Below are 2,346 nucleotides of genomic sequence, written 5' to 3' on the forward strand. Positions count from 1 at the left end.
CTTGCTCGCGAAAGCGGTATGTCATTCAGCAAAGATGTTGACTGACACACCGCTTTCGCGAGCAAGCCCGCTCCCACAGGGGACTCTGGGTTACCAGCCCCGGCCTGAGTTGACCCAGAAGTTCACCGACAACGACGTCGACACCGATTCCACCTGATGGAACCAGCCCTCGGGCAAAAACAGCAAATCCCCGGCCTCCAGGGTCACGCGCAAAAACGTCACGTCCCGGGCCTTGGGGAAGCGCTGGTAATCCGGCGCATCCGGGTTGAAGTCGCAACCGTCCAGCCCGCCCTCGGGCGCGGTGGACCAGGTGCCCAAGGCCTCGCGATGATGCGGCGCGGCGAGGGTGAAGGTTTTCTGGCCCCAGACCTGGGCGAACAGGTTATCGGTGTCGTCGCGGTGCAGCGGCGTCAGGGTGCCTTTGGGGCCGATCCAGATGCGGGGCGGGATGAACAGCGACTGATCGAAGTAGGGCGGATACTTGATCTGCTGCATCAGTTGCGCCGGCAGGATGTTGTTGCCCATGTACGCCGGCGGTTCGCCATTCGCGCCCTTGACCGCCGGGCTGTCCAGCGAGGCGATGAAATCGGCCATGGACGTGGAACGGAAATCCCGCTCGGTGGAGAAAGTTTTCTTCACGTAATCGCCATGGCGGGTGATGCCTTGCAGCTCGGCGAAATGCACCAACGACTCTTCGCGGCTGAGCTTGAACAACGGCCAGTCCTGCAACGCATCGCTGATCACCAGCGGAATGCCGTGGGGCAAATAGTGGGTGTCGAACTCGCGCTTGGACAGCGAACTGCGGGTCCGGCGCTCCACGCTGCGCTGGGTTGGCAGGCTGGCGGTCAGGCGTTCGCTCAGGCGTGGCGGGGTCGGGTAGCGCTTGTTCATGTCGACCTTTTCGACCACGGCGCCGCCATGCCGGGCGTGGTCGATGATCTGCGGCAGCATCGTCGCCAGGCCCATGTTGCCGCCGATCTTCAAGCGACCGCTGGCGAACAGTTCTTCGACGTTGGCCATGCCGCCCATGATCCCGAGGAAGTCTTTTTCCGCCACTTCAATGGTCACGTCGGGGCTGGCGTGGCGCCCGGCTTCGGTGCGGCTGCTGGCCTTGACCTCGGACCAGTACGCCTGGTGCGGGCCGAAGACGAATTGAAAAACCCCTTCGATACCGACGGCGCCGGCATTGGCGAACAGTTTGCCCAGAATGGTCTGCAGGTCCACGACGTTCACTCTTGTTGGTTTTGGTCTGATGAGGGAACGAGCGCCCGGGCGGCAAATTTAACCCTCCGTGACTAATTTGCGCCGACGCCGGACCGTTCCTTTCTACAGACCTATTTTTTCGAGGAGCCCACGGTGACCAAGCTGACCCTGCTGTGCCTGCCGTATTCCGGCGCCAGCGCCATGGTCTACAGCCGCTGGCGGCGCAAGTTGCCGGAGTGGCTGCACCTGCAACCGGTCGAATTGCCGGGGCGCGGAGCGCGTTTCGACGAGCCGTTGCAAACCGACCTGCGCGCCCTGGCCATGCAATTGGCCAAAGAACTGCGCCCGACGTTGAAAGCGCCGTACGCCTTGTTCGGCCACAGCCTGGGGGCGTTGATGGCCTGCGAACTGGCCCACGCTTTGCGCGCACTCGGTTGCCCGGAACCGGTGGCGCTGTTCGCCTCCGGCACGGCCGCGCCAACCATGCGCGCCGACTATGATCGCGGGTTCGCCGAACCCAAGACCGATGCCGAGCTGATCGACCAGTTGCGCACCCTCAACGGCACCAGCGAAGAAGTGCTGGCCAACGAAGAGCTGATGAGCCTGACCCTGCCGATCCTGCGGGCGGACTTTCTGTTGTGCGGGCGTTTTCAGCCGGTGCAGCGGCCCTTGCTCAAATGCCCGGTGCACGTGCTCGGCGGCAAGGCCGACAAGGCCACCACCGAACAATTGATCGGCTGGAGCAAGGAAACCCACGGCAGCTTCTCGGTGGACATGCTGGCGGGCGGGCACTTCTTTATCCATGAGCACGAAGCCAAGGTGCTGCGGGTGATCAAGGACCAACTGGACGTGCACCATCGACGGCATGCCATGGCGGTCGGCGCCTGACCCTGCACACTGCTTTTCCCCTGTGGGAGCGGGCTTGCTCGCGAAAGCGGTGTGTCAGTCAACATCTTTGCTGAATGACACACCGCTTTCGCGAGCAAGTCGAATCGTCGCACCGCCGCTCCCACATTGTTCTGTGACCCCCGCGACATCTCCCTTCTGACACTTATTCTCATTCGCTAATTTTTCCGGTCTGCATTCGTTTTATAGGGACGACGTGCCTTTGTGCTTCCTGCCTACTGATCCGGATGCTAAGAA

2 protein-coding genes are annotated in these 2,346 nt (G+C 62.3%); one reads left to right on the forward strand and one right to left on the reverse strand.

Going from position 1 to position 2,346, the window contains the following annotated elements:
- Window positions 1-90 precede the first annotated feature (90 nt).
- Window positions 91-1,224 (reverse strand): cupin-like domain-containing protein, encoded by a 1,134-nt coding sequence (locus tag BK665_RS28600; RefSeq protein WP_123409879.1) that lies wholly within the window; start codon window positions 1,222-1,224, stop codon window positions 91-93.
- A gap of 132 nt (window positions 1,225-1,356) precedes the next feature.
- On the opposite strand from BK665_RS28600, the gene BK665_RS28605 reads away from it, so the two are divergent.
- A complete protein-coding gene (locus BK665_RS28605; protein ID WP_123409880.1) occupies window positions 1,357-2,091 on the forward strand; it encodes a thioesterase II family protein in 735 nt (244 codons plus the stop codon).
- Window positions 2,092-2,346: the final 255 nt, after the last annotated feature.

The organism is Pseudomonas frederiksbergensis (genome assembly GCF_003732665.1).
Classification (GTDB): domain Bacteria; phylum Pseudomonadota; class Gammaproteobacteria; order Pseudomonadales; family Pseudomonadaceae; genus Aquipseudomonas; species Aquipseudomonas frederiksbergensis_G.